This window comes from Maribacter orientalis (assembly GCF_900109345.1).
In the GTDB taxonomy this organism is placed as follows: Bacteria; Bacteroidota; Bacteroidia; order Flavobacteriales; family Flavobacteriaceae; genus Maribacter; species Maribacter orientalis.
Genome location: NZ_FNZN01000001.1, coordinates 307,138 through 327,864 on the forward strand (window position 1 = coordinate 307,138; position 20,727 = coordinate 327,864).

The window sequence follows — 20,727 nt, forward strand, 5'->3', positions numbered from 1 at the left end:
CTTACTTAAATACTATTTATAACTACGTGGTGCCAAGAAGCGCGCCGTTGTGGTCTCTATTAATTTGTCATTACTATAGACGCCAATTTTTAAGTCGTTCTTATCACCGCTTAATGCTGAAGCATTGATTTCGATGAACAATGTACCTTCTGCCAAGGCTTCTGGCTGAACATCAAAATTATCTGTTCGCACTAGTTTAATCTCTCCTTTAGGTGATATCAATTCAAAATGAACATTATCTACCGATTTGGTGGTTTTATTCAAAAGTTTGTAAGTGAATACATTACTGATAATGTTTCCTTCTTTATGTTCGTAGAGTTGACCAGGTAGCCTTAAAATATTTGCTTCAAGATCATTTCTTAAAAACATCATACCTACAAGAACACCGGTTAAAATAACCAATACTGCAGTATATCCTTTTAAACGAGGAGTAAATTTGAACTTTTCTTTTTTTGTGATTTCATCTTCACTGGCATAACGAATCAACCCTTTTGGGAGATCTACTTTTTCCATGATGGAATCACACTCATCAATACAGGCAGTACAGTTTACACATTCTAACTGAGTTCCGTTTCTAATATCTATACCTGTAGGGCACACATTCACACATTGAAAACAGTCGATACAATCGCCATAACCCAAAGCCTCTCGGTCTTCGTTTTTGCGCCATTTTTTTCTTCCATTTTCAGCTTCACCTCTTTTATAGTCATAAGCAACTACAATAGATTTGTTATCAAGAAGTACACCTTGCATACGGCCATAAGGGCAGGCAATGATGCATACTTGCTCTCTAAACCAAGCGAAAATAAAATAAAAGACGGCAGTGAATATTAATAGAGACACCATCGTACTATAATGTTGAGTTGGGCCATCTGTAACATATTGTATTAAGCGGTCGCTACCTATTAAATAGGCCAGAAAAACATTAGCTATGATAAATGATATGATAAAAAAGATAATCCATTTTAGTACACGTTTACGAATCTTTTCGGCATCCCATTCTTGTCTGTCTAGTCGAATTTGGGCACCACGATCACCATCTATCCAATATTCAATTCTACGAAAAACCATTTCCATGAAAATGGTTTGAGGACACATCCATCCGCAGAAAATACGACCAAATGCTACGGTGAAAAGGGCAATAAAAACTACGCCAATAATCATTGAAATAACGAAGAGGTGAAAGTCTTGTGGATAAAATGGAAAACCAAAGATGTTGAAACGTCTTTCTAGGACATTAAACATTAAAAACTGGTTGCTGTTAATCTTTACAAAAGGAGACGCAATCAAGAAGGTAAGAAGAATGTAACTTACGTATTTACGATACTCATAAAGTTTGCCACTGGGCTTTTTAGGGAAGACCCACGCTCGTTTTCCATCTTCTTTAATGGTGCCAATTGAATCCCTGAAATTATCTTGATCTTGTGCCATTTTATTTTTCTTTATTGGCTTGCGAAGCGTTAAGACCTCGTTTTATTCAGTTCATTGTAACCGACGTAGAGTCTATTACCTGTTCGGTATTAGGTTCTTGCTCAGGAGTAACTGGTTCAGCCGCATTCGGATCTACCCAAATATCACCTTCAGCAGCTTTAGGGTTCGCAGCAGTAGTACCTTGAAAGCTCAACACATAACTGGCTACTTGTGCAATTTCCACTGGCTTTAAGTTCTGTTTCCAAGCAATCATACCTTTACCATCACGACCACCTTCTGAAATCGTATGGAAAACATTTTTAATGCCACCACCTAAAATCCAGTTTTGGTCGGTTAAATTAGGTCCGATACCACCACCACCATCTGTCATATGGCAAGCAACGCAATTTCCTTCAAAAATGGCTTTACCCGCATTTAAATCAGAAGCATCTGTTAAAAGTTCTACTGTGTTCGCATCAACAAGCCCCTTAGCGGTTTTCTTATATTCCTCGATTTCTAATTGTGCAGTTGCAACTTCTTGTGCGTATTCCTCATCTTGTGTATAGTCGTTAAAAATGTGAAAACGCGCTAAATAAACTACAGCAAATACTATTGAGGCATAGAACAGATATACCCACCATGGTGGTAACTTATTATCTAGTTCACGTATACCATCATAATTGTGGTCAAGAATAATCTCAACCTCTTCTTCCATAGGCTTGGAGCCAAGCATTTTATTGTAAAGATTTTTACCCCACGTCCATTCCCATTTTTCTTCTTTAGTAGCTAAATAACGAGCTTTTGCTTCATCATCAAGTGTATGGAATAACACGTTTTCAATTGCCTGAACTATAAATGCTATAGCTATTAATAGTAGCAGAACAAGTGCCATAAAGGCAAACATTATTAATGGGTAGGCTAGAAAAGCGGGTTTATCGCCACCATCAACAAAAATTTCCATAAGTATAACGACCAAGAAAAAAGCCACCGTTATTCTAAGCCACCAAGCTGTATTGTTTTTCATAATTAATCGAGTTGTTGGTTATCGTCTTCTTCTAATGGTAATTCGCTTACTTCTTTAATGTATGATTTAGAGGCTGTTAAAACCCACCAAAATAGCAATGTGAAAAACACAAAGAAGATAAGTAATGATATCATGGGGTAGGTTGCTACCCCATCAATTGTTTCCATGTAACCTTTTACAAATTTGAACATGATTTTTATTTTTCAGATACTAATTCGCCTGTTTCCTTTACCTTAATGTCTGTTCCTAATCGTTGCAGATATGCAATTAAAGAAACAATTTCCCGGTCTCTCATTTCTATAAACTCTTCGCCGTTTTCAGCAGCGTAAGTTTTATCAGCCTCATAATTTTTAGCAAAATCGGGATCGGTATATAAGTTTTTCTCGATTTTTTCAGCTTGAGCATCCATTGAGTCTTCGGCATTTGCAATATCCTCATCGGTATAGGGGACACCTAATGTTACCATAGCTTCCATTTTGGCTTGTATATCGCTACGGTCATGCTTGTCTCGTACCATCCAAGAATATGAAGGCATAATGGATCCAGATGATGTACTCTGTGGATCATACATATGGTTCAAATGCCAGTTATCAGAATATTTGCCACCGATTCTTAGTAAATCTGGTCCCGTGCGCTTACTACCCCAAAGGAATGGGTGATCATACACGAATTCACCCGCTTTGGCATATTCACCATAACGTTCTACTTCACTTCTAAATGGACGTATCATTTGTGAGTGACAGCTTACACAACCTTCACGAATGTAAAGGTCACGACCTTCTAATTCTAAGGGTGTATATGGTTTCACACTTGTGATAGTTGGAATGTTCGATTTCACTAAAATAGTTGGTACAATTTGAATGATACCACCAATCAAAATAGCTACAGTAGCTAAAATGGTCAATTGAATAGGCTTACGCTCTAACCAAGTATGGAAAGTTTCACCTGCTGTTCTGTGTTTTGAAACGCGGGTAAGTGCAGCCGCTTCTGCCAATTCATCTTCTATAGTGCTACCAGATTTTATTGTACGAACTACATTATAAATCATCACACACGCTCCTACAATATAAAGGCTACCACCAATGGCACGCATCCAATACATCGGCATAATTTCGTGTACGGTTTCTAAAAAGTTACCATAAACTAAAGTACCATCAGGATTAAAATCTTTCCACATTAAAGCCTGGGTAAACCCAGCGACATACATAGGTAATGTATATAGAATGATACCCAAAGTTCCTATCCAAAAGTGGAAGTTTGCTAAACCGGTCGAGAACAATTTGTTCTTAGTCATTTTAGGTACCAACCAGTAAATCATACCAAAGGTTAAGAAACCATTCCAAGCCAATGCGCCAACATGTACATGAGCAATAATCCAATCACTAAAGTGAGCAATTGCGTTTACGTTTTTTAGTGAAAGCAGAGGACCTTCAAAGGTGGCCATACCATAACCGGTAATCGCAACAACCATAAATTTTAGAACCGGATCGGTACGTACTTTATCCCAAGCACCTCGTAATGTTAAAAGTCCGTTTATCATACCCCCCCAAGATGGAGCTAAAAGCATAATAGAAAAGGCAACACCTAAGTTTTGAGCCCAATCGGGTAAAGCAGAATATAACAAGTGGTGAGGTCCTGCCCATATATAAATGAAAATCAAAGACCAGAAATGCACAATTGAAAGTCTGTAGGAATAGATCGGTCTGTTTGCCGCTTTAGGCACAAAATAATACATTAGACCTAAGAACGGTGTAGTTAAGAAAAATGCCACAGCATTATGTCCATACCACCATTGTACTAGAGCATCTTGAACCCCAGCATAAACCGAATAACTTTTTAATGCGCTAACGGGTAATTCTAAACTATTGAATATGTGAAGTACTGCAACAGTTACAAAAGTTGCAAGATAAAACCAGATAGCAACATAAAGGTGTCGTTGTCTTCTTTTTATCATGGTACCAATAAGGTTGACACCGAAGGCTACCCAAACTACAGCAATGGCTAAATCTATTGGCCATTCAAGTTCAGCATATTCTTTAGAACTTGTGTACCCCAATGGTAAGGTAATTGCAGCAGCAACAATAATAGCCTGCCAGCCCCAAAAATTGAATTTACTTAGAAAGTCACTGAACATACGTGCCTTTAACAGACGTTGCGTGGAGTAGTAGACTCCTGCGTAAATAGCATTTCCTATGAATGCAAAAATTACCGCATTCGTATGCAACGGGCGCAAACGACCAAAGCTTAACCACGAAATACCGTCGGTTAAGTTGGGAAACATGAACATAAAGGCTAATAATAAGCCTACAGTCATACCTACTATACCCCAGAACATGGTCGCGTAGAGGAAATTTTTCACGATTTTGTTATCGTAATAAAACTGCTGTACTTCCATAATTATACTTGTTTATTTAGTTGGTTTTTTTTTCTTTGAACTCTTTAGTGCTACTCTTCTTTGTTGTCACCAGTTCATCTTCAAATAGCATACGTACAGACGGAGTGTAAGAATCATCGTATTGACCGCTCTTCACAGAAACGATGAAAGCAATGAAAAATATGACCGCAACAAAAATACTGATGGCCAATAACACATAAATTACACTCATGCTAAATTGAATTAAGCTGTAAATTTAAGTGGGTTGTATACCCTAAAAAATGACAAATGTCATACTTTAACTTTTTCTTTTAATATTGTAAAAAGAGCAGCAATAATTATCAAATTCTTACCTATATATTGCCCTAATAATGTGGGTGTTAAAATCGTTATAGTGAAAGATTCTTCTGTGAAAAAGAATAATGGGGAAAAGGTGAAAATGATATGCACTATGGCAATTTTCACTATTTGCTTATGACAAAAACTAAAAATAAGGCATAGCCCTATTACAACTTCTACAAAAGCTAAAATTAAAATTGATATCGTAGAGGGTATAATGTCGAAGGTTAATAGTTGAATGGTGCGTTTAGCTAAATCTTCAGCTGGACTTAGTTCTGGGAAAAATTTCAAAGCTCCAAACCATAGATAAATTATACCTATTGCAATAGAAAGTAGGGTGTTTTCATTACGATTGGTTTTCCTAAAACTTTTAAAATTCATATTTTATTGAAGTTTTCTGCCAATACGGTTGGTCATAATAGTAGTGAAAACAACAATACTTATTGAACTTAGTGGCATTAAAATAGCAGCTATAACAGGTTCTAATTGTCCGGTTATTGCAAAATATAATCCAACACAATTATAAAGTAATGATAGTACGAAACTCATTTTAATAATTCGCACCGCTTTTTTTGAAGCAATAATATAGGAGTAAAGCTGCTGAAACTTAGAAGCATCAAGAATGGCATCACAAGCAGGGGAGAATACATTGATATTCTCTGAAATGGCAATACCAACTTCACTTTGGGCAAGAGCACCAGCATCGTTTAATCCGTCACCGACCATCAATACTTTTTTACCTTGTTCTTGTAATGATTTAATAAACTCTAATTTGGTTTCTGGTTTCTGGTTAAAGTATAGGGGAGTCAATTTGGGTAAAAGGCCTTCTAATCGTTCTTTTTCCCCTTCATTGTCTCCAGATAAAATAGCTAGGCTAAGCATTTCAGACATTTGGCGAAAAACAGAAGACACCCCTTCGCGATATTGATTTTGGAATACATACCTGCCTTTGTAGGCGTTATTTGAACTAATATAAATAGAAGTATCTAGCTGGTCTTCAGTTCTAGCTTTACCAACAAAATTGGCAGAACCTATTTTCATATTTATGTTGTCTTTTGAGCTTTCCAATCCTTTGCCAATATGTTCCTCGTATTCGTCTAAGGTTATGATATTCTGTTCTTTAAGCAGATCATATAAAGATCTGCTTAAAGGGTGGTTAGAAGCTCTAATCGTGTTTTTTAAAATTGATTCTTCTTCGGCAGTTAAGGGCATACCTTCATAATGTGCGGTACTTTTTTGGGTAGTTGTTATCGTGCCTGTTTTATCAAAAATTGCTGTATCGATTTTGGCCAATTGTTCAATAGTCTGAGTGTTCTTTATGTAGAATTTTTTCTTACCAAAAATGCGCAACATATTACCTAGTGTAAATGGTGAGGCTAGCGCAATAGCGCAAGGGCATGCAATTATAAGAACTGCTGTAAAAACGTTCATTGCCTTAGATGGGTCGTAAAACAGCCAAAATGTAGTTGCAACTAAGGCAATTGAAAGTACCGAAATGGTAAATCGTTTACCAATACTATCGGTTAGGTTTTGAAAAGAAGTTGACTTATCCGTTTTAAAAATGGAGTTACCCCATAACTGTGTAAGGTAACTTTGAGAAACCGATTTAAGGGCAATCATTTCAATGACACCATTTAACTGTTTTCCCCCTGCGAATATAAGTTCACCAGCGTCTTTATTAACCGGTTCGGATTCACCGGATACAAAACTATAATCGATTTGTGCATTGCCACAAACTAAAGTTCCATCAACAGGTATCATTTCTTCATTACGAATCAATATTCTATCGCCTTTTTTAATTTTTTGAACAGGAACCGTTTCTTCTTTACCATCAGAGTTTAGTTTTGTAATCGCTATTGGAAAGTATGATTTATAATCTCGTTCGAAAGAGAGAAAGCTATAAGTTCTTTGTTGAAAAAATTTACCTAGTAAAAGAAAGAACACCAATCCTGTAAGCGAATCAAAAAAACCGCTTCCTAAATGAAAAGCTATTTCAAATGTACTTCGTAAGAACAAGACTAATATACCGAGAGCAATAGGGACATCAATATTTAAAAGTTTTGCCCTTAGCCCTTTATATGCCGATACGAAATAATCCCATCCTGCATAGAATACTACGGGTAACGAGAATATAAACATTAACCAACGAAAAATATGTTGGTATTTGTTGAGCCAAAATTCACCTCCGGTAGCTGCACTCGAGCCTAAATCAAAATAATCTGGAAACGAAAGAAACATAACATTCCCAAAAGCAAAGCCTGCAACACCTAACTTGTAAATTAAACTTCTATCTATCCCCTTTTTTTTGCCTTCAAAATCATCTAAAGAAATATAAGGTTCATACCCAATATTGGCCAATAACAAAACCAAATTCTTTAAACTGAACTGGTCGTGGCGATAGGTAATTCGAATCATCTTTTTAGGGAAATCGACTTGAGAGTTCGTTACATGAGGGTTTAGTTTATTTAGGTTCTCTAAAATCCAAATACACGAACTACAATGAATATTAGGTATATATAGATTAATGATTTGAATAGAACCATCATTGAATTCAGTTAATTTTTCTATTATTTCAGCATTGTCAAGAAAATCATATTTTCCTTTTATTGATTTAGGGGTAGAGCCTGCTGCTGCCTGTATATCGTAATAATGAGATAAATCGTTGCTGGCGAAAATTTCATATACCGTTTTACATCCTGAACAACAGAATAGCTTTTCATCAAAGCTTATAGATTGCCTATCACAAGAATCTCCACAATGATAGCATTTAGAATCGTGCATATTTTTAAACTTGGGCCTACAGCAAAGGTGAGTACCAATGATATGAAAAAACATGATAATTATCAGTTTTTACAATTCTTAGCTTAAGTAGTTTTGCAGTGTTAGGTATAAAGTAAATGGCCATGGAAAGTAAGTGTGAGAATTGTATTGTTCGGCAGTTTAATTCGCTCCGCGCATTAAGCAAAGAAGAGTTGAAAAAAGTTTCTGATTCTAAGATATCTAAAAAAATCATGAAAGGTGATTCTATATTTGTAGAAGGACAGAAACTTGATGGTGTATATTGTGTAAGGAAAGGTGTCTCAAAATTATCGAAGTTAAGTAGTAACGGAAAAGAACAAATAGTAAAATTGACCAATAAAGGCGAAGTCATGGGGCAACGTTCAGTTGTGGCCGAAGATTTTACCAATTTAAGCGCTACGGCCATAAATGATATGGAAGTTTGTTTTATACCTAAAGAAATAATTTCCAATACATTAAATACAAATCCTAATTTTTCTCTTGAAGTATTACGCCACATGGCTCATGATTTAAAAGAGGCCGATGATGTAATTGTAAATATGTCTCAAAAAACGGTTAAACAGCGATTGGCAGAGGCATTTGTTTATTTAAAGAAAAACTATGGTGAAGATGAATTTGGCTTTTTATTATTGACCTTAAGTAGGGACGATTATGCAAATATTGTGGGTGCCGCTACAGAATCTTTAATTCGTATGATATCTGAATTTAAGAAGAAGGGACTTATTAAAACATCGGGTAAGAAAATTGGAGTAGTAGAAGAGAAAACTTTACAAGAATTGGCCGACGGTTTTTAAATAAATTTCCATTCTGATAAATGTCATAGTATCAAACTTATAGTCCACCTAATTTTATCATCAAACGACCTGTAACATTTATATGAAAAATATACTTGTACCTACCGATTTTTCAGCATCTGCGTATAATGCGGTCAAATTTGCTTTGCATCTATTTGAGGGTAGCCCATGCGTTTTTTACTTTTTAAATACCTACACGCCAGAATTACATAGTAATCGTTTAATGGCTGGTAGTGTTTCAGGTTTTTCACAAAACTCTAGGGCAGCCGAAACTTCAGAAAAAGGGTTAAAAGATCTTGTAAGAAGAGTAAAGAAAGAATTTAAAAATCCACGTCATAGTTATAAAACAATTTCCTCTTTTTCGCTATTAAAAGATGAGGTCAAAGAAACGATTGTTGAGCATGACATTGACTTTGTAATTATGGGAGCCATTGGTTCTTCTAATAATGAAACTATATACTTGGGTAGAAATACAGTTAGAATATTAAATGCCGTAAAAAACTGTCCGGTATTTGCAATACCTTTTAATTTTGAATTTACAAAGCCGTTAAATATTGCTTTTGTGTCAGATTCCAATCATTTTTTTAATAGTGATGAATTAGACCCGATTTTAACTATGGCTAAAATTTTTAATAGTTCGGTATGTATGGTCACTCTTCAGCATGAAAAAGGTCAATTACCTGAACTACAGAAACTAAATCATAAATTGTTTGAGAGAAAGTTAGAAACTGTACCACATACCTTTCATCAAATAACCATAGATGCCAGTTTATCGTTATTATTAGACCATTTTATTGATCAGGCTAAATGTCAATTGTTGGTCATGTCTAACAGTGCCAATAGTTACATGAAGAATTTATGTAGCAATTTTGTAGTAGAGCGTTCAAAATTTTCTTTAAAGGTGCCGATTGTACTGATTCAAGGTGCAGAGAATAGTGTAACTGTAGGTCATTAGCTTAGAGATAGAAAAACATCAAAACTCACTTTTATTTGCCAATTTCTACTGCAATCACTTCGATGTTTTTGATTTTACTTCCTCCTTATGATATTTACATCAGTTAATTATAAATATCTTTAGCGCTTAAGAAATATAAATATTAATATAGATCATTTATAACGTGAGCGCGGTAAACGAAAAAAAAGTAGCGGCATTAGAAGCTGTAAAGTATATTAAAGACGGAATGACAGTAGGTTTAGGAACAGGGTCTACCGCCTTTTTTATGATAGAGGCCATTGGTGAAATGGTTCGAAATGGATTAGAAATTAAAGCGGTCGCTACCTCTTATGAAACAGAAAAATTGGCGAAGAAGTTAGGTATAAATGTGATTACCCTAGCAGAAGCCAAAAGGTTAGATGTTACTATTGACGGGGCAGATGAGGTCGACGGCCAATTTCAATTAATTAAAGGTGGTGGCGGAGCTTTGCTTCGTGAAAAGATTGTGGCCCATAACTCTGATTTCAATATTATCATTGCCGATTCTTCAAAACAAGTTTCAAGACTTGGGAAATTTAAATTACCAATAGAAACAATACCGTTCGCTACTCAACTAATTATAAAAGAACTTGAAGAAATGAATCTTCATCCGGTTCAGCGAATGCGAGGGACAGATGATTACAAAACGGATGAAAACAATGATATCGTAGATGTTGATATCTGGAATACAGATGTCAAACTGACCGACTTAGAGCATCAGCTTAAAAACATACCAGGCATCGTAGAAACAGGATTATTTTTAACATCTACCGATTTGGTGATTATTGGTAAAGGAGCACAAGCAATACTAGAGAAAAAATAAACTATGCAAGACGAAAAACATTATGGTATTAGAAGCGGTTGGTTAAGGGCAGCTGTTCTTGGAGCAAATGATGGTATTTTGTCTACGGCTAGTTTGGTCATAGGTGTTGCTGCGGCAAGTACAACACGAGAACCTATTATTTTAGCGGGTGTTGCAGGTTTGGTGGCAGGCGCTTTATCAATGGCCGCAGGTGAATATGTTTCGGTGAGTTCACAGACCGATTTAGAAACTGCAGATTTGGATAGAGAGCGAATAGAGCTTGAAGAGATGCCCGAAGAAGAACTTTTGGAACTTGCGCAGATTTATAAAGAAAGAGGGTTAGATTCTAATTTAGCATTACAGGTTGCCAAACAATTAACAGCACATAACGCCCTAGAAGCTCATGCACGAGATGAATTGGGTATCAACGACATTACGCAAGCAAAACCATTAGTCGCTGCATTATCATCAGGAGCCTCTTTCATTTTTGGAGGGTTATTGCCAGTTTTGGTAGCCTATTTTGGTTCGCTTGAATACATGGAATATGTTCAATATATTTTCGCAGTTGTGTTCTTGGCTTTATTAGGTGCAATAGCAGCAAAAGCTGGAGGGTCTAATATTTGGAAAGCTATTTTAAGAATCAGTTTTTGGGGTACTGTGGCCATGGCAATTACAGCCTTGATAGGACATTTTTTTGAGGTGAACTTAGCTTAGTATAAACTTACTCTTTAATTTCAACGGTAGAATTAATGGTTTCAAAATCTCTCATTGTAGCTTCACCGTTTAAAACTTGCTCAATAAATTGGCTTATCAATTCTGGGAAGTCAAATCCTAGTGAAGCCCATTCATGCCCGCCTTCTTCACTATTATACACCTTGAAATTTCCATCTAAATCAGATAAACGTTCAGCAATCGATTTAGGTCCATTTAAATTCAAATATCCCACATCGGTTGTAGCACAGTAACGGTGAGCATTGGTACCGTAAGGCACAACTGAGTCTTTCACACCATGAAAAAAAAGCAATGGTACTTTGTTTCCATTATAAATATTGTTTTCATCAACGACTGCGCCAGATATACTTATGGCCCCTAGTATGTTTGCGTCTGGGTAGGGTAGGTCTTTAAAACGATAATCATACCGCATAAAAAGAAAGTTCAATACCGTTTCTGCTCCGGCGCTGCTTCCAATTAAGAAAATTTTTGAAGAATCTACTTGAAAAGGTTTTTCTTCCTTTGTTAGATAATTTATCGCTTTTGAAAGGTCGGCAACAGCTTCTGTGTAGGTGTTCATTTTAATAGAAGCAGCACAATCGCAACCGAAAGATTTTCCTTTTCGTGATAGTCTATAATCTATAGAAGCAACATTGAATCCTAATTTCGCCAAGTAGGTACTAATACCTTTTTCATCACCACCGTTACGTTGACCTGCTGTAAAACCACCACCATGAACCAAAATTATAGTTGGTTTCATCTTAAAAGTATCTGTTTGTACTGTATAAAAGTCAAGTAACAGCGTATCTGCGTAATTATAAGTTTTCATTTTAACGTTTCCTTTCATAGAATCGGTAGATTGCCCAATGATAGGATTCATAATTAGAAAGAAACCAACTAAAAGAAGGTATTTATAAAATTCAAAGATTTTCAAATTCATATGGGGTGATTGAGCTGTTACTAGGTACATTTAAAGTAAACAGAATAATATTAAAACGTTATAAATCGATTTATCAATGAAAATCTTATTTGATTGATTTAGGCATCACATATAAATTGATTTTATAGCTACTAATGCTAAAATCAGGCAAATGTACTCTGTAAGTCCTTAAAATCTAGTAATTAATGAAATAATAGATGGGTTCGGGTTCTTATGCAGTCTTCGAAAACCCTTTCGAAAGTTTTGATAGTATACCGATGGGAGTACTTGGGCTTATGACTTGAACGCTATAGAATTATGTTGCTCCATTAATTTTAATTAGCGCTTGATATAAAGTATCTTTGAGGAGAATTCAGTAGTTTTAAAGCAAACACAAACCTTAAAAACAATATTACAATACATGAATAAGGAACTAGATCAATTAGCAGCTGATAATATAAGGGCATTAGCAGTAGCCATGGTGGAAAAGGCAAACTCTGGACACCCAGGCGGACCAATGGGAGGCGCAGACTACATGCACATTTTATACTCTGAATTTTTCAACTACGATCCTTCAGATATGAAGTGGCCTTTTCGTGATCGTTTTTTCATGGATGCAGGGCACTTATCAACCTTAATGTATGCTCAGTATTATCTATTGGGTAATTACGAAAAAAATGATGTCGCTAATTTTAGACAATGGGGTTCAGTAACTCCGGGTCACCCAGAAGTTGATGTGGCAAGAGGTATTGAAAATACATCTGGACCATTAGGTCAAGGACATACAATGGGAGTAGGAGCTGCAGTTGCTGCAAATTTCTTAAAAGCTCGTTTTGGAGATTGGATGAACCATAAAATTTATGGTTTTATTTCTGATGGTGGTGTACAAGAAGAAATATCACAAGGTGCAGGTAGAATTGCTGGCCATTTAGGTTTAAGCAATTTTATTATGTTCTACGATTCTAATGATGTTCAACTTTCATCTAAAACAGATGAAGTTACTTCTGAGAATACGGCTATGAAATATGAATCATGGGGATGGAATGTTGTTACTATCGACGGTCATGACCATGAGCAAATAAGAAAAGCACTATCAGATGCTAATGCAGAAACCGAAAGGCCTACTTTGATTATTGGTAAAACGATAATGGGTAAAGGTTGTGTAACTGCAGATGGTTCACCATATGAAGGGTATACGGAACTACACGGTAAGCCAATTGGCGATACAGGTGCAGATTATGAAAAAACCTTATTGAATTTAGGTGCCGATGTAGCGAATCCTTTTGATATTTATTCAAAAGTAGAAGAGTACTACCAAGATATTATCAATAGAAAGAAAGACGAGGTTCAAAATAAAAAGAAAGAAATAGATGCTTGGCGTTCAGAGAATACGGAGCTTTCTGCAAAATTAGAAGGTTTCTTAGAAGGTAAATTACCTAATCTTGACTTTAGTTCTATAGCGCAAAAAGATGGTCAGGCCACACGTGCCGCTTCATCTAATGTTTTAGCATATTTAGCACAGAATGTTGAGAACATGATTGTTTCTTCTGCCGATTTATCGAACAGTGATAAAACGGATGGTTTTTTAAATAAAACTCACATTTTAAAGAAAGGTGATTTCTCTGGTGCTTTCTTACAAGCAGGTGTAGCAGAGTTGACTATGACAGCAATGGCTAACGGTATTGCGCTTCACGGGGGTGTTATTCCAGTAGTTGCAACGTTCTTCGTATTCTCCGATTATATGAAACCGGCCATACGGTTAAGTTGTATACAAGAATTACCTGTGAAATTTGTTTGGACACACGATGCTTTTAGAGTAGGTGAGGACGGTCCAACACACCAACCAGTTGAGCAAGAAGCTCAAATACGTTTGTTAGAGAAATTGAAGAACCACAGTCATGAGCAAAGTTTTGTTGCTTTGCGTCCTGCAGATTCTCAAGAAACTAATGTAGCTTGGAAAATGGCGATGGAAAACACGAAAACTCCGACCGGCCTTATTCTATCTAGACAAGGTATCAAAGATGTTCCTGCTAAGAGCGGTAACCGTTACCAAGAAGCTTTAGGTGCTGAAAAAGGTGGTTATTTAATACAAGAAGTTACTGATCCAGATGTTATCTTAATTGCAAATGGTTCTGAGGTAGCTACATTGGTTGCTGCAACGAAATTGTTGGAGGAAAAAGAAGGTCTTAAAGTAAATATAGCGTCTATACCATCAGAAGGTATATTCAGACAACAATCTGAAGCATACCAAGAAAAAGTAATTCCGCCGAACAAACCAGTTTTCGGACTTACGGCAGGTTTACCTGTAAACTTGGAAGGATTAGCAGGAGCTAACGGAAAAGTATTCGGATTAGAGCATTTCGGTTATTCTGCACCAGCAAGTGTATTGGATGAGAAATTCGGATTCACCGGAGATCAAGTGTATAAAGAAGTAATGGATTTTTTAAACTAAGTAATCATTTTAAAATAGATAACAGATGAAATTTTTTATAGATACGGCAAATTTAGACGAGATTAAGGAAGCTCAGGATATGGGTATTTTAGATGGTGTAACTACCAATCCTTCCTTAATGGCAAAAGAAGGTATTACAGGTGCAGAAAACATTATGGCGCACTACAAGAAAATTTGTGACCTTGTAGACGGTGATGTAAGTGCTGAGGTAATATCTACCGATTTTGATGGTATGATAGCAGAAGGCGAGAAGTTGGTTAAAATTAGCCCACAGATCGTTATTAAAGTACCTATGATTAAAGAAGGAGTAAAGGCAATCAAATATTTTTCAGATAAAGGGTATAGAACTAACTGTACATTGGTTTTCTCTGTAGGTCAGGCATTATTGGCTGCTAAAGCGGGTGCAACATATGTATCTCCTTTCATTGGCCGTTTAGATGATATCTCAACAGATGGTTTAGGTCTTATTGCAGATATTCGTTTGATCTATGATAACTACGGATATGAAACTCAAATATTAGCGGCATCGGTACGTCACGTAATGCACATTATCGACTGTGCTAAAATTGGCTCTGATGTTATGACTGGTGGCTTAAGTTCAATTACTGGACTTTTGAAGCACCCATTAACTGATAGCGGTTTAGAGAAATTCTTAGCTGATTACAATAAGGGTAACTAAGCTTATAATTTTATAGTTTTAGTAAAAAGCATCACTGAAAAGTGATGCTTTTTTTTGTGGTATATTGGTACCTATACAAATTGTGTATAGTAACTTGTTGTTATATATTATTGTTGGCACTAATTTAAGTAACTACCATTTTATTTATTTCTGAGTCTTTATTCTAAACCTACGGTACAATCAGCGTTATTATTTTTAAAGCTATTGCCTGAACCTTCATCTACAATATCACAAATCCCATTATTGAAAGCCGAATTATTAAAAACAGAATTGTTTGTTGGGCCTTCATCTCCATCAAAATCGTAAAAATCACTGAAAAAATCTTTTGCAGCGTAAAGATGTATACCTATTTCGTCATTATCATAGCACTCGTTATTGGGCCCAATGACATTATTGGAACCTCCACCAAAGACTTCGAGACCGTTTAGTGCATTGTTAGTAGATACATTGTTTTTTACTATGTTATTATCGCAATACAAATCAAATTCAGCCCAACTCTCAAGGCTAATACCCCAACCATTTGTTGTATTCACAGTATTTCCTTGAATTCGGGTATTATCTGTATCCCCTCTAATTACAATACCATAAGCTGGATAGAAGTTGTCCAAATCAGCGATTAGATTGGTAACGGTATTGTTTGTAATGGTATTGTTGGTATTTCCGCCAAATGGATGTTCAATACCAAATAATTCAAATATAAAAGCATCTATAAATATACCGGCTTCCATATCACCAGATATTTGGTTCTGAACAATACTGGCATTGTCGCAATAAGGTAAATAAATGCCTAAATGACCGGATCCATAAATTGTATTACCTTTTATATCAAAACCGTTACTACCCGACTCAGAAGCAATGCCAACCTCACCCCAGATTGATGTGGTATTGTCTATCTTGAAGTTATGAATTTTAATGTTGTTGGCTAATAATCCGAAACCTCCATTTAAGGTCACATCGCCAATTGCTTTTATAAATAATCCTTCCTTGTCAGTTCCTGGAGATTCATTATAGACACCAGACCGAACAAATACTTTACCGTTCTCACAAACCGCAAATAAGGCCTCCTGAATTGTAGGGTAGTCATCTGGCACGAAAACCGTTTTCTGGCAATCCGAATTCTTCTTCTTTGCTGTTAAAGAATTTAGTTGTGCTGTCTTTATCTCATCCATTTTTTGAGAAATCGACTCAATTATATCCAAACTCATTAAAGACCTTTGCTTTGTAATTATAGCATCAGTATTAAAACTGTTTGTTTGGTCTTCTTGAAATTGTGATTCTTCTGTACATGAATAAAATAATAGAAAACTAAAAAGTGATACTGCGATAACTTTTTTCATATTAAATAATTAAAAAAAAGATTTTTAATCATCCAATATGGGGGAGATGAAGATTAAATTTCCCTTGTGGTTAGTAATTTGAATTGGAAATTAATTATTATTATTTTAACAATCAAATATTTTTTTAGAAGAAAATACTAATGCCAACATCTTGTAAAAATAATTACTTGGTTCTTACCTACTTGAAAACTCATAGTTTTTTCCTCTGGTTCGTTTCATTTTTAGTAAGTTAGTTACTTGCATTCGCAACTATCCTTACACCGACCGTTGTGGTGCATTTCTCATTTTAATATAAAATTTATTTTCAATTACTTGATTAAAACAAACGAATCTAAAAAAAGGAAAAACTTAATAACGATTATTTTATAAAAAAAAATTGCTTATTATTTCCATAATTGGACTTGTAATACAATGCTTTGGACTTGGATTTATGCTCTATGGAATCAACAATAATGAAAAGTTTACTTGGATTGGCTTTGGAATTATATCTGTTGGATTTATGTTAATAGGAATCGGGCTGATTATGTTTGGATAAAATAAAACTTAAGAAAAGTAAAACGACACGACAACAAAACCTCCAATGAAAATCAGCTATATCTTACTATTTCTTTTGTATTTCGTAACGGGATGCAACGATCAAGAATTAACGCATAAAGAAGCCGTCACTACCTATTATAAGGCTTTCGATTCAGGGAGCTTCAATTACATAAAAACAGTTATCAACGATAGTATAACCATTGTCGGAGGAGATTACGTCATGCCCTTTAATGATGATAGTTTTTATGAACACTATAAATGGGATTCCATTTTTAAAACAACCTATAACATTCTTGAATTAGAAGAGAAAAATAATCAGGTTTTTGCCACTGTAGCTTCAAAGTCTATTAAGAATGAGTTTTTAAAAAACAATCCGCTAACGTGCAAGTTCAAAATCTCATTCGAATCTGGGAAAATTTCAAAAATCGAGGATTATGAATACATAGGTACTGATTGGGATAGCTGGGCAAATCAAAGAGATTCTTTAGTAAATTGGATAAGTAAAAATCACCCTGAACTAGATGGTTTTGTATATGATATGACCATGAAGGGTTCCATAAATTATGTAAAGGCGATTGAGTTATACGAAAATGATAAAAAGGCATTGTAGTCAAAGTCAAATTACTTGCGCTTTTGGGTTATTCCATAGTTTATGTTTTTTATAACATTGATGATTAGTCTATAGAAATGGTATATTTAACGCTATGAATGAAACATTGGTCCGACTTCGAAAAGAGTTACATCAACACCCTGAACTTTCTGGTGAGGAGCGGGCCACAGCAAAACGCATTGTTGAATTTGTTAAGGAGTTTCATCCAACCGATATCATTGAAAATATTGGTGGGGAAGGGGTCGCGGTAATCTATAAGTTTGGAAATGACGGACCAACCGTTGCCATACGTTGTGAGCTAGATGCTTTGCCAATAGTAGAAGAGAATACCTTTTCATATCAATCAAAAAACATAGGCATTTCCCATAAATGTGGGCATGACGGGCACATGGCCATTGTGGCTGGTTTATCTATGTGGTTGGCAGAAGCTCAATTCAAAAAAGGAAGCGTAGTACTATTGTTTCAACCCGCAGAAGAAACAGGGAAAGGGGCAGCTAAGATGTTAGCCGATGCTAAGTTCAGAAAGCTTGCTCCAGATTATGTTTTTGCGCTTCATAATTTACCAGGTCAGAAAATGCATTCCATATTAGTTAAGCCTGACTATTTTACAGCAACGGTGCAAAGTCTGTGCATTCAATTGAAAGGAAAAAAAGCACATGCTTCTGAACCAGAAAATGGCGTGAATCCGACACTAGCAACGGCAGAATTGATTCAGTTGCTGGCTACGTTTGCTAATCCAAATTTTGAAAGTGATGATTTTGCTTTGCTAACTCCCGTTTGTATTGATATAGGCGAAAAAAATTATGGTATTTCTCCTGAAAATGCAGAAATCCATTATACGATACGCACATGGAACGGACAGATAATGATCGAGTTAGAAGACAATATTAAAGAGGCAGTTGATGTTGTAGCTAAAAAGCATCAACTGAAATATGATATCGACTGGTTCGAATTTTTCCCTGCTTCTGACAACAATATTGAATGTGTTAAATGGGTCGAAAAGGTTGCCGCGCAAAAAAGGCTAGAATTAAAGAGGATAAATTCCCCATTAAGATTTGGAGAAGATTTTGGGTGGTTTTCTCAGCACTATAAAAGTGCCATCTTCGGTTTAGGTGCAGGAGAACAACATCCTTCCTTACATCATGTCGATTACGACTTTCCCGATGATTTAATAGATACAGGAACAACAATGTTTAAGGGCCTAATAACGGAAATTTTAGGGGATTAAACCATTACTTTAACCTAAAATATGTAATTATTGGTATTGGCTTGCCTTCGAAATAAGTAAAAAGATATCTTTAAGACAAATATTTCCAACCAAACCACCATGAAAAATCTATTTTTCTTAAACCTAATAACAATTCTCCTCTTTTCATGTCAAGAAGAAAAGAAGGCAATTGACCCCGAAGTTAAAAAACCAAATATCATATACATCTTGGCAGATGATTTAGGATATGCCGAAATAGGTGCTTTTGGACAAGAGAAAATTGAAACTCCTAATATAGATGCTCTTGCAAAAGAGGGAATGATTTTTACCCAGCATTATTCTAGTGCACCTGTATGTGCACCAGCACGGTATATGTTTTTAACAGGAAAACATTCAGGGAAGGCATTTATACGTGGCAATGATGAGTGGAACGACCGTGGTGATGTTTGGAACTATAAGGCCATGGCAAAAGACTCCACTTTAGAAGGTCAAAGGCCAGTTCCTGAAGGAACGAAGACTATCGCTAATTATCTTAAAGATGACGGCTATAAAACGGCCCTAGTTGGTAAATGGGGCTTAGGCGCCCCGCACACGCATTCGATACCCAATGAAATGGGTTTTGATTTTTTCTACGGCTTTAATTGTCAAAGACAGGCACATACCTATTATCCGTTACACTTATATAAAAACAGGAATAGGGTTCATTTAGCCAATGACACCATTGCACCAAGTTCACCATTCCCTAAAGGCGCGGACCCGAAGGACCCAGAAAGCTACAAAGATTATACGTTGACAGACTACGCGCCAGATTTAATGTTCAAAGAGTTGACTGGTTTTGTGGCCGAGAATAAAGACAATCCGTTTTTCTTGTATTGGGCAACTCCGATTCCGCATGTAGCATTGCAAGCACCGCAAAAATGGGTGGATTATTACATTGAAAAATTCGGTCCAGAAGAGCCTTATTTATCAGGTGAAGGCAATGGGTATTTTTCACATCAGCACCCGCATGCTGCCTATGCCGCCATGGTTTCTTATTTTGATGAGAATGTAGGTAAGTTGGTGAACCAATTAAAAGACGAAGGTATTTATGATAATACCTTAATTGTTTTTACTTCAGATAATGGCCCTAGCTACGCTGGTGGTGCCGACCCTAAATTCTTTGATAGTGCTAAACCATTTGATGGAAAATATGGCAAAGGAAAAGGTTTTGTGTATGAAGGTGGAATTCGGGTACCTACATTTTTTACATGGCCAGGTAAGATAAAGCCGGGTACTTCTAGCGACCTTGCATCGGCACATTATGATATGCTAGCCACTTTTGCAGATGTCGTTGATATTCAATTACCAGAGCAAACCGATGGTATAAGTTTTTTACCAACTTTATTGGGTGAGGAAAAGCAGACCGAACATGAATTTATGTATTGGGAGTTTCCTGAATATGGAGGGCAAGTAGCCATTAGAATGGGCGAGTGGAAGGTTATTCGACAACACCTAAATGATGACAAAGAACCCACGTTAGAATTATATAATCTTAAAGATGATCCTACCGAGCAAGTAAATATTGCAGCCCAGCATCCTGAAATATTAGAAAAGGCAGCGGTCATCTTCAAGAATGAGCATACTACAGCAGAAACAGAACGCTTTCAAATTCCTCTTATAGAACAAGGGTTGTTACAAAGGTAAATGAACTAGAAAATTTTGTTGCTTCTTTTCGCATTCTTAAGTTTAATTGTATTTTGCACGAATGGAATAATTGGTAG

General features: G+C 36.0%; 18 protein-coding genes. 9 read left to right on the plus strand and 9 right to left on the minus strand.

Annotation, left to right across the window (positions count from 1 at the left end; all coding sequences use genetic code 11):
* Nucleotides 1-12 precede the first annotated feature (12 nt).
* The 7 genes from ccoG to BMY56_RS01320 are packed head-to-tail and all read right to left on the minus strand — an operon-like array spanning nt 13 to nt 7,928.
* A complete protein-coding gene (gene ccoG, locus BMY56_RS01290) occupies nt 13-1,431 on the minus strand; it encodes a cytochrome c oxidase accessory protein CcoG (protein WP_091618967.1) in 1,419 nt (472 codons plus the stop codon).
* Between the two features lie 46 nt (nt 1,432-1,477).
* Nucleotides 1,478-2,434, minus strand: a complete 957-nt coding sequence (locus BMY56_RS01295) for a cbb3-type cytochrome c oxidase N-terminal domain-containing protein (RefSeq protein WP_091618969.1) — start codon at nt 2,432-2,434, stop codon at nt 1,478-1,480.
* A 2-nt stretch (nt 2,435-2,436) separates the two neighbouring features.
* Complete coding sequence (locus BMY56_RS01300; protein WP_091618971.1) at nt 2,437-2,625, minus strand: CcoQ/FixQ family Cbb3-type cytochrome c oxidase assembly chaperone; 189 nt, start codon at nt 2,623-2,625, stop codon at nt 2,437-2,439.
* A gap of 5 nt (nt 2,626-2,630) precedes the next feature.
* Nucleotides 2,631-4,829 (minus strand): cytochrome-c oxidase, cbb3-type subunit I, encoded by a 2,199-nt coding sequence (gene ccoN, locus BMY56_RS01305; RefSeq protein ID WP_091618973.1) that lies wholly within the window; start codon nt 4,827-4,829, stop codon nt 2,631-2,633.
* 16 nt (nt 4,830-4,845) lie between these two features.
* Nucleotides 4,846-5,040, minus strand: coding sequence for a cbb3-type cytochrome oxidase assembly protein CcoS (gene ccoS / locus BMY56_RS01310; protein WP_091618975.1), 195 nt, complete (start codon nt 5,038-5,040; stop codon nt 4,846-4,848).
* Between the two features lie 59 nt (nt 5,041-5,099).
* On the minus strand, nt 5,100-5,528 hold the full coding sequence (locus BMY56_RS01315; protein ID WP_091618977.1) for a hypothetical protein: 429 nt from the start codon (nt 5,526-5,528) through the stop codon (nt 5,100-5,102).
* 3 nt (nt 5,529-5,531) lie between these two features.
* Entirely contained in the window at nt 5,532-7,928 is a 2,397-nt protein-coding gene (locus BMY56_RS01320) for a heavy metal translocating P-type ATPase (RefSeq protein ID WP_091618979.1), read from the minus strand.
* Nucleotides 7,929-8,050: 122 nt separating this feature from the next.
* Here BMY56_RS01320 and BMY56_RS01325 point away from each other — a divergent pair, with 122 nt between their 5' ends.
* From BMY56_RS01325 to BMY56_RS01340, 4 genes are all read left to right on the plus strand, one after another.
* A complete protein-coding gene (locus BMY56_RS01325) occupies nt 8,051-8,740 on the plus strand; it encodes a Crp/Fnr family transcriptional regulator (RefSeq protein WP_091620019.1) in 690 nt (229 codons plus the stop codon).
* 82 nt (nt 8,741-8,822) lie between these two features.
* Entirely contained in the window at nt 8,823-9,695 is an 873-nt protein-coding gene (locus BMY56_RS01330) for a universal stress protein (protein WP_091618981.1), read from the plus strand.
* A gap of 163 nt (nt 9,696-9,858) precedes the next feature.
* Nucleotides 9,859-10,536: a ribose-5-phosphate isomerase RpiA gene (gene rpiA, locus BMY56_RS01335; protein ID WP_091618982.1), complete on the plus strand. Its 678-nt coding sequence runs from the start codon at nt 9,859-9,861 to the stop codon at nt 10,534-10,536.
* A gap of 3 nt (nt 10,537-10,539) precedes the next feature.
* Entirely contained in the window at nt 10,540-11,229 is a 690-nt protein-coding gene (locus tag BMY56_RS01340; protein WP_091618984.1) for a VIT1/CCC1 transporter family protein, read from the plus strand.
* 7 nt (nt 11,230-11,236) lie between these two features.
* Here the strand turns inward: BMY56_RS01340 and BMY56_RS01345 are convergent, their stop codons facing one another.
* Entirely contained in the window at nt 11,237-12,166 is a 930-nt protein-coding gene (locus BMY56_RS01345) for an alpha/beta hydrolase family protein (RefSeq protein WP_091618986.1), read from the minus strand.
* 400 nt (nt 12,167-12,566) lie between these two features.
* Here BMY56_RS01345 and BMY56_RS01350 point away from each other — a divergent pair, with 400 nt between their 5' ends.
* Together BMY56_RS01350 and fsa are read left to right on the plus strand one after the other, a co-directional pair.
* Nucleotides 12,567-14,597 carry a transketolase family protein gene (locus BMY56_RS01350; protein WP_091618988.1) on the plus strand — a complete coding sequence of 677 codons (2,031 nt, stop codon included), beginning with the start codon at nt 12,567-12,569 and terminating at the stop codon, nt 14,595-14,597.
* Nucleotides 14,598-14,622: 25 nt separating this feature from the next.
* Nucleotides 14,623-15,276 (plus strand): fructose-6-phosphate aldolase, encoded by a 654-nt coding sequence (fsa, locus tag BMY56_RS01355; RefSeq protein ID WP_091618990.1) that lies wholly within the window; start codon nt 14,623-14,625, stop codon nt 15,274-15,276.
* Nucleotides 15,277-15,434: 158 nt separating this feature from the next.
* Here fsa and BMY56_RS01360 read toward each other — a convergent pair whose 3' ends face one another.
* Nucleotides 15,435-16,613, minus strand: a complete 1,179-nt coding sequence (locus tag BMY56_RS01360; RefSeq protein WP_091618992.1) for a right-handed parallel beta-helix repeat-containing protein — start codon at nt 16,611-16,613, stop codon at nt 15,435-15,437.
* Between the two features lie 580 nt (nt 16,614-17,193).
* Here BMY56_RS01360 and BMY56_RS01365 point away from each other — a divergent pair.
* From BMY56_RS01365 to BMY56_RS01375, 3 genes are all read left to right on the plus strand, one after another.
* Nucleotides 17,194-17,760, plus strand: coding sequence for a hypothetical protein (locus BMY56_RS01365; RefSeq protein ID WP_091618994.1), 567 nt, complete (start codon nt 17,194-17,196; stop codon nt 17,758-17,760).
* A 94-nt stretch (nt 17,761-17,854) separates the two neighbouring features.
* Entirely contained in the window at nt 17,855-18,988 is a 1,134-nt protein-coding gene (locus tag BMY56_RS01370) for an amidohydrolase (protein ID WP_091618996.1), read from the plus strand.
* A gap of 99 nt (nt 18,989-19,087) precedes the next feature.
* Nucleotides 19,088-20,650: an arylsulfatase gene (locus tag BMY56_RS01375; RefSeq protein WP_091618998.1), complete on the plus strand. Its 1,563-nt coding sequence runs from the start codon at nt 19,088-19,090 to the stop codon at nt 20,648-20,650.
* Nucleotides 20,651-20,727 lie beyond the last annotated feature (77 nt).

Excerpts from the sequence above, each read along its gene's own strand:
- ccoG (WP_091618967.1), bottom strand. The coding sequence starts at position 1,431 with ATGGCACAAGATCAAGATAATTTCAGGGATTCAATTGGCACCATTAAA.
- BMY56_RS01295 (WP_091618969.1), bottom strand. The coding sequence starts at position 2,434 with ATGAAAAACAATACAGCTTGGTGGCTTAGAATAACGGTGGCTTTTTTC.
- BMY56_RS01300 (WP_091618971.1), bottom strand. The coding sequence starts at position 2,625 with ATGTTCAAATTTGTAAAAGGTTACATGGAAACAATTGATGGGGTAGCA.
- ccoN (WP_091618973.1), bottom strand. The coding sequence starts at position 4,829 with ATGGAAGTACAGCAGTTTTATTACGATAACAAAATCGTGAAAAATTTC.
- ccoS (WP_091618975.1), bottom strand. The coding sequence starts at position 5,040 with ATGAGTGTAATTTATGTGTTATTGGCCATCAGTATTTTTGTTGCGGTC.
- BMY56_RS01315 (WP_091618977.1), bottom strand. The coding sequence starts at position 5,528 with ATGAATTTTAAAAGTTTTAGGAAAACCAATCGTAATGAAAACACCCTA.
- BMY56_RS01320 (WP_091618979.1), bottom strand. The coding sequence starts at position 7,928 with ATGCACGATTCTAAATGCTATCATTGTGGAGATTCTTGTGATAGGCAA.
- BMY56_RS01325 (WP_091620019.1), top strand. The coding sequence starts at position 8,051 with ATGGAAAGTAAGTGTGAGAATTGTATTGTTCGGCAGTTTAATTCGCTC.
- BMY56_RS01330 (WP_091618981.1), top strand. The coding sequence starts at position 8,823 with ATGAAAAATATACTTGTACCTACCGATTTTTCAGCATCTGCGTATAAT.
- BMY56_RS01340 (WP_091618984.1), top strand. The coding sequence starts at position 10,540 with ATGCAAGACGAAAAACATTATGGTATTAGAAGCGGTTGGTTAAGGGCA.
- BMY56_RS01345 (WP_091618986.1), bottom strand. The coding sequence starts at position 12,166 with ATGAATTTGAAAATCTTTGAATTTTATAAATACCTTCTTTTAGTTGGT.
- BMY56_RS01350 (WP_091618988.1), top strand. The coding sequence starts at position 12,567 with ATGAATAAGGAACTAGATCAATTAGCAGCTGATAATATAAGGGCATTA.
- fsa (WP_091618990.1), top strand. The coding sequence starts at position 14,623 with ATGAAATTTTTTATAGATACGGCAAATTTAGACGAGATTAAGGAAGCT.
- BMY56_RS01360 (WP_091618992.1), bottom strand. The coding sequence starts at position 16,613 with ATGAAAAAAGTTATCGCAGTATCACTTTTTAGTTTTCTATTATTTTAT.
- BMY56_RS01365 (WP_091618994.1), top strand. The coding sequence starts at position 17,194 with ATGAAAATCAGCTATATCTTACTATTTCTTTTGTATTTCGTAACGGGA.
- BMY56_RS01370 (WP_091618996.1), top strand. The coding sequence starts at position 17,855 with ATGAATGAAACATTGGTCCGACTTCGAAAAGAGTTACATCAACACCCT.
- BMY56_RS01375 (WP_091618998.1), top strand. The coding sequence starts at position 19,088 with ATGAAAAATCTATTTTTCTTAAACCTAATAACAATTCTCCTCTTTTCA.